The following is a 6,447-nucleotide window of genomic DNA, read 5'->3' as shown; positions in this document are numbered from 1 at the left end:
AATTGACGTTTCACGTTGTTTGTTTCGTTCAGTTTTCAAAGAACTACTTGGTCGCTCATTTGCGACTTCCTTATGTTAACATCTTCGTTAGTTAATGTCAACTAAGTTTTTCATTTTGTTTGCCGCGTTCTGCGTTATTGTATCGGCGACTTGTCCTATATTACACCTCTAACCTTTAATCGTCAACATGTTTTTCTAAAAAAATATAAAAAGGCTTATTCCTTTTAAAATAAGCCTTTTTATCATATACCATTCTATTCATTTATTATTTTTCTATAATTGGTAACGAGACGATAAAATGAATAGTACCATCCTTATATTCAGCTCGAATACTACCACCTTGTAATTCAACAATACTTTTCGCAATCGCCAATCCAAGTCCCGATCCTTCTGTTACTCTACTCCGGGATTGATCTTTCTTATAAAAACGTTCAAATAAACTCCCTAGTTCTTCTCTCGTAAACTCTTCACTATGATTCGCAATTACAATTTGTATTTCTCGGCGCTGCCTGTGAAGAGAAACTTTTATCTCCCCATCATCTTTACTATACTTAATCGCGTTCATTAATAAATTATCAAATACACGAACCATCTTTTCCGAATCAACCGCTGCATAGGCACGTTCCTCAGGAAATTTCTTAACAAACGTAAGTCCATGCTCTTCTGCTTGCGGTACTAACTCTTCTATTAATTGCTCGAGTAACTCATTTATACAAACCTCTTGTTTTTCTAATATAACTTGCTCGTTTGTTAACTTCGTATACTCAAATAAATCTTCTATTAAATTCTTTAACTGCTCCGACTTCGCAAAAGCAATTCTCGTATATTCATCATGTTGTTCTTTATTTTCATATTTAGAATCTCGAAGTAATCGCAAGTAACCCATAATAGAAGTAAGTGGTGTACGTAAATCGTGAGATACATTTGTAATAAGCTCATTCTTTTGCTTCTCTAATTTACGTTCCTTTTCTATATTATTCATAAGCTCTTCTGCCATATTATTAATATTCTCAGTTAAAGACGCAATTTCGTCCTCACCTTTCTTCTCAATACGATACGCTAAGTTTCCTTTTTCTATTTCCTTTACACCTTGTGCCATCGCTTCAATTTGCTTCATCTTTCTCTTTGTTATATAGAAGAAAGAGAAGATAAATACGAGTACACCTATGAAAAATGGAAACGGCCCTTCTTGCGTATCATATATTACTTCACCTTCTGGAATCCCACTAACAAACATGTATAAATTCTTATCTTCTATTGTAATAGGTGCAAAAGCTATAAATTCTTTTCTCGTACTTTCAAATTCTTTTCTACCATTCATATAATTAATCGCAAACGATGATGCATTACGAATTGTATTATGCAAATCAATTTGCTCTTCTTGTGCCTGCTTCGTTTTATATAAAACTCTACCACTCTCGTCAGTAACCAATACTTTTAAAGCTCTAGAGTTTTGTTCTAAATTTTGATTCTCTATTTCAATCATACTTGATATAGCTTCTAATTTATTTTCATGAACTGAACTATTTGCCACACTTTGCGCTTGTTGGTTAATTTGTTCCATACCAGTCCGATAATCGATCGTCGCCTCTCGATTCGCATTCTCAAAAAACGGTGCTGCTGCCTTTGCTGACAAAAGCCCTAATAACGCACAAGCAGTAAACGCAGTAATAAGTTGAATTCGCACACTCCGTTTCACACTCTTCACTAACTTTCCAATTAACTCTCGAAATTTCCTAACATAAGTAAATGGATTAAATATCTTTTTCAATCTTATACCCAACTCCCCATACTGTTTTTATATACATTGGCTTCCTTGGATTCTCCTCAATCTTTTCACGCACTTTCCGAATATGAACCATTACCGTGTTATCCGACTGGAAAGATCTTTCGTTCCAAACCTTTTCATAAATTTGTTCCGCGCTAAAAACCATCCCTGGATTACGAGCTAGTAATTCTAAAATTGAAAATTCCCTCGGGGTCAGTTTCACTTCTTCTCCATCCACAATAACTTTATGGGTTGAGATGTTTATTTTCATCTCTCCAATTTCTAACTCGTCCTCATTTTGAATAGCAAAACCATTCATCTTCATATAACGACGTAACTGAGATTTAATTCTTGCGATTAACTCTAACGGGTTAAATGGTTTCGTTACGTAATCATCTGCACCTGTAGTTAATCCTAAAATTTTGTCCATATCTTGCGTTTTCGCCGAAAGCATAATAATCGGCATTTCTTTCGATTCTCTTACTTTCATACACATGTGAATACCGTCTACTTTTGGCATCATAATATCTAATACGACTAGATGCACTTCATTTTCTTCCAGTAAACGTAATCCTTCTTCTCCGTCCCCCGCTTGCAACACTTTATATCCTTCATTCTTTAAATAGATTGTAATAAGATTCCTAATTTCTTTTTCATCATCTACGACAAGTATTGTTTCGGTTGCCACAATATCTCCCCCATCACTTTTTTAATCCCTAACTTCTATTATAGGAAAACTTCTGAAGAAAAACGCTCGGAAATCCTTAAGATTTTCTGAAGACGCAAAAAAGGTCTAGACTCCCCTTAAGTCTAGACCTTTCAAAAAACCCCTTTTATTTACGAACGTAGATGAAATATAGTACGAATAAAACTCCCATAACATACATAATTGGATGAATCTCTTTACGGCGACCACTTACTACCATTGTAATCGGATAGAAGATAAACCCGATTGCAATCCCTGTCGCAATACTATACGTAAGTGGCATTGAAATGATTGTAAAGAATGCTGGTACTGCAATCTCGAATTTCTTCCAATCAATTTCACCTAAAGACGAAACCATTAAGATTCCTACAATAATTAAAGCTGGTGCCGTTACAGCTGGTGTTACAACACTTAATAATGGTGAGAAGAATAGTGCCAGCAAGAAGAATCCTGCTGTTACAACTGCTGTAAATCCAGAACGTCCACCCGCTGCTACCCCTGCAGAAGATTCAATGTAAGACGTTGTTGTTGATGTACCTAAGATCGCACCGATTACAGTTGCAATCGCATCTGCGAATAACGCTTTTCCTGCACGTGGTAATTTATTGTTCTTCATTAATCCAGCTTGATTCGCAACTGCTACAAGTGTACCTGCTGTATCAAAGAAATCGATAAAGAAGAACGTTATAATAACAATTACCATTTGAACAGTGAAAATATCTCCGAAGTGCGTTAACGCCACACCGAACGTTGGTTCTAGACTCGGGATTGCTCCCACTACAGCTTTCGGAGTATCAATTAATCCTGTCGCTACTCCTAAGATTGCTGTAAGAATCATACCGTAGAACACTGCACCATTAACTTTTTTAATCATGAAGATGATTGTCGTAACAACCCCGAAGATTGCTAGTAACGTTGTGCCCTTTGTTAAATCCCCCAATCCAACAAGAACAGCATCATTTTTCACGATAATTCCGGCATTTTGGAATCCAAGGAAGGCAATGAACAATCCGATACCTGCCGCTACCGCAAACTTTAACTCTGTTGGAATTGCATTAATGATTTTTTCACGAATACCTGAAGCTGTAAGAATAATAAAGATAATACCTGACATTAATGTTCCAGCAATTGCTGTTTGCCACGGAATACCCATCGTTAACACTGCCGTATAAGCAAAGAACGCGTTAATTCCCATACCCGGTGCCAAAGCAATCGGATACTTCGCGAAAATCCCCATTATTAACGAACCAATCGCCGCTGCTAATGCTGTAGCAACGAATACTGCACCTGGATCCATTCCTGTACCTGCCGGTAACCCTTTAACATTTCCAAGTGACAGCGTAGCAGGATTGACAAATAGTACATAAGCCATAGATAAAAATGTCGTTAAACCTGCTATGAACTCTGTTTTATAATTTGTGCCGAGTTCATCAAACTGAAAATAGCGTTTCATCTTACGTTTCCCCCGTTATATGATTACTCGCCGTAATCTGCCTAGCCCTCTTTTATCTATTAAAAATAAAAAAGGCTTCCATTGCATATACATGGAAGCGTTCTATGAATAAAGACAAGTTTCCCCTCATCTTTATAAAAACGCCTCGTAGTCAAGCCATTTACGGTAGCTAGGTAGAAACTTTCGGGCCATATCCCCGATATTATACGACGGCATAATATTCACTTTTCGTTTGAATTACATACTCATATTAACTCGACGAAGTAGTTTTGTCAATTTAAAAACGAACATTTTTATAAACTTTTATAATTTCGTTCGTATTAACGGTGTAAACATAAAAGATCCATCTATGCATGTGCAATAGATGGATCTTTTTTATAATACTATTCCCACTCAATAGTTGCTGGTGGCTTACTTGTTATATCATACACGATACGGTTAACGTGTTTTACTTCGTTTACGATACGTACAGAGATTTTCTCTAATACGTCCCAAGGGATACGTGCCCAGTCAGCTGTCATACCGTCGATAGATGTTACTGCGCGGATACCTACTGTGTAATCGTAAGTACGCTCGTCACCCATAACACCTACGCTACGCATACCAGGAAGCGCAGTGAAGTATTGCCAAACTTCACGGTCTAAGCCCGCTTTAATAATTTCTTCACGTAAAATCGCATCAGATTCACGAACGATTTCTAATTTCTCTTCTGTGATTTCACCTAATACACGAATACCAAGACCAGGGCCTGGGAATGGTTGACGCCATACGATTTCATCAGGAATTCCTAGTTCTGATCCTAATACACGTACTTCATCTTTAAATAATGTGTTTAAAGGCTCGATTAATTTGAACTGCATGTCTTCTGGAAGACCACCAACGTTATGGTGAGATTTAATTGTTTGTGCAGTTGCTGTACCACTTTCAACGATGTCCGTGTAAAGTGTACCTTGCGCTAGGAAGTCCATTCCTTGTAATTTAGAAGCTTCATCATCAAATACGTAAATGAATTCATTACCGATGATTTTACGTTTTTGCTCTGGATCTTCTACACCTTTTAACTTGTTCATGAAGCGTTCTTGTGCATCCACTTTAATAACGTTCATGTGGAAGCCTTCGCTGAATGTTTTCATAACGCCTTCTGCTTCACCTTTACGAAGTAAGCCGTGGTCAACGAAAATACATGTTAATTGGTCGCCGATTGCTTTATGAATTAACACTGCTACAACAGAAGAGTCTACACCGCCGCTAAGTGCGCATAGTACTTTTTTGTCTCCAACAGTTTCACGGATTTTCTCTAATTCTACTTCAATAAAGTTCTCCATGTTCCATCCTTCAGAACAACCACATGCGCCAAATACGAAGTTTTTAATTAAATCGTTACCGTGCTCAGAATGACGTACTTCTGGGTGGAATTGTACACCGTATAAGTTTTGCTCTTCATTGCTCATACCAGCAATTGGACAAGACTCACTTGTTGCATCTACTACGAATCCTTCAGGTAAACCAGTTACTAAGTCGCCATGGCTCATCCATACAACTTGCTCTTCTGGAAGGTTCGTATATAATTTTGATTCGTTCTCTACTTTAAGAACAGCTTTTCCGTACTCACGGTGGTTTGCACGTTCTACTTTACCACCGAAGTGTTGTGTCATAAGCTGCATACCGTAACAAATACCGAAGATCGGTAATCCTAGTTCAAAGATTTTTTCATCACAATGTAATGCGCCTTCACCGTATACACTATTTGGTCCACCAGAGAAGATAATCCCTTTTGGATTCATTGCTTTAATTTCTTCTGCAGTAATTGTATGTGGATGAAGTTCACTGTATACACCGAACTCACGAATTCGACGTGCTATTAACTGATTGTACTGACTCCCAAAATCTAAAACGATAATTGTATCATGCTGCTTCTTCAAAATAATCACCCCAACGTTAGTTCTCGTATATAAATATTTTTACCAATTAGGCAAAAAGCATTACTAATATAATAAAAAAAGCCAGTCCTCCGCCTCTAGTCTCATAACAAAGAAAAGGCAGGGGTCTGGCTTTATAAAGAAAGATAGTCTTCCGCTCTTTATAAATATAAGACGCACTGCCTTCATAGTCAGGTTGTTTACGGTAACCCGGTAGAGACTCTCAAACCATATCATCGAGGATATATGAAGGATTGTTTTATATTATCTTCCTAGATTCTAACAATGAAGTATCGATATGGTCAAGAGAGAAAGCGACAAAATTCTACAGAAATTAAATTTTTTAGAATTTCCGTCTTGAAATATAAAAATTATAATTTCCTGCTCCGCTCTCTTCTCACTACCTACAGATCCAAAAAGAAGAAATTACATACTTTTGCAACTTACCTACAAGTTAACTTTTAGCTCTTTCCTCACTACCTACAGATCTAAAAAGAAGAAATTACATACTTTTGCAACTTACCTGCAAGTTAACTTTTAGCTCTTCCTCACTACCTACAGATCCAAAAAGAAGAAATTACATACTTTTGCAACTTACCTG

4 protein-coding genes and 2 riboswitches are annotated in these 6,447 nt (G+C 37.1%); all 4 genes read right to left on the bottom strand.

What is annotated here, in order from left to right; translation table 11 throughout:
* Nucleotides 1-265: 265 nt before the first annotated feature.
* The 4 genes from MR113_RS26520 to guaA all read right to left on the bottom strand — a co-directional run bounded on the left by MR113_RS26520 (nt 266) and on the right by guaA (nt 5,849).
* Nucleotides 266-1,771, bottom strand: a complete 1,506-nt coding sequence (locus MR113_RS26520) for a sensor histidine kinase (protein ID WP_242257405.1) — start codon at nt 1,769-1,771, stop codon at nt 266-268.
* Complete coding sequence (locus tag MR113_RS26515; RefSeq protein WP_063263315.1) at nt 1,755-2,456, bottom strand: response regulator transcription factor; 702 nt, start codon at nt 2,454-2,456, stop codon at nt 1,755-1,757. The genes MR113_RS26520 and MR113_RS26515 overlap by 17 nt, the downstream gene beginning before the upstream one ends.
* Nucleotides 2,457-2,601: 145 nt before the next feature.
* The gene (locus MR113_RS26510) at nt 2,602-3,927 is read right to left on the bottom strand and encodes an NCS2 family permease (RefSeq protein ID WP_000833103.1); all 1,326 of its coding nucleotides are present in this window, start codon (nt 3,925-3,927) and stop codon (nt 2,602-2,604) included.
* A gap of 128 nt (nt 3,928-4,055) precedes the next feature.
* Nucleotides 4,056-4,157: riboswitch (purine riboswitch) on the bottom strand.
* 153 nt (nt 4,158-4,310) lie between these two features.
* Nucleotides 4,311-5,849: a glutamine-hydrolyzing GMP synthase gene (gene guaA, locus MR113_RS26505; protein ID WP_132136588.1), complete on the bottom strand. Its 1,539-nt coding sequence runs from the start codon at nt 5,847-5,849 to the stop codon at nt 4,311-4,313.
* A 165-nt stretch (nt 5,850-6,014) separates the two neighbouring features.
* Nucleotides 6,015-6,116, bottom strand: a riboswitch (purine riboswitch).
* Nucleotides 6,117-6,447 lie beyond the last annotated feature (331 nt).

It is taken from the genome of Bacillus cereus group sp. BfR-BA-01379, assembly GCF_022663605.1.
GTDB classification, from domain to species: Bacteria; Bacillota; Bacilli; order Bacillales; family Bacillaceae_G; genus Bacillus_A; species Bacillus_A mobilis.
This window is presented reverse-complemented; position numbering and strand designations above follow the sequence as displayed.

Bases quoted from the DNA above. Each gene is read 5' to 3' on its own strand.
- MR113_RS26510 (WP_000833103.1), bottom strand. From the start codon at position 3,927: ATGAAACGCTATTTTCAGTTTGATGAACTCGGCACAAATTATAAAACA.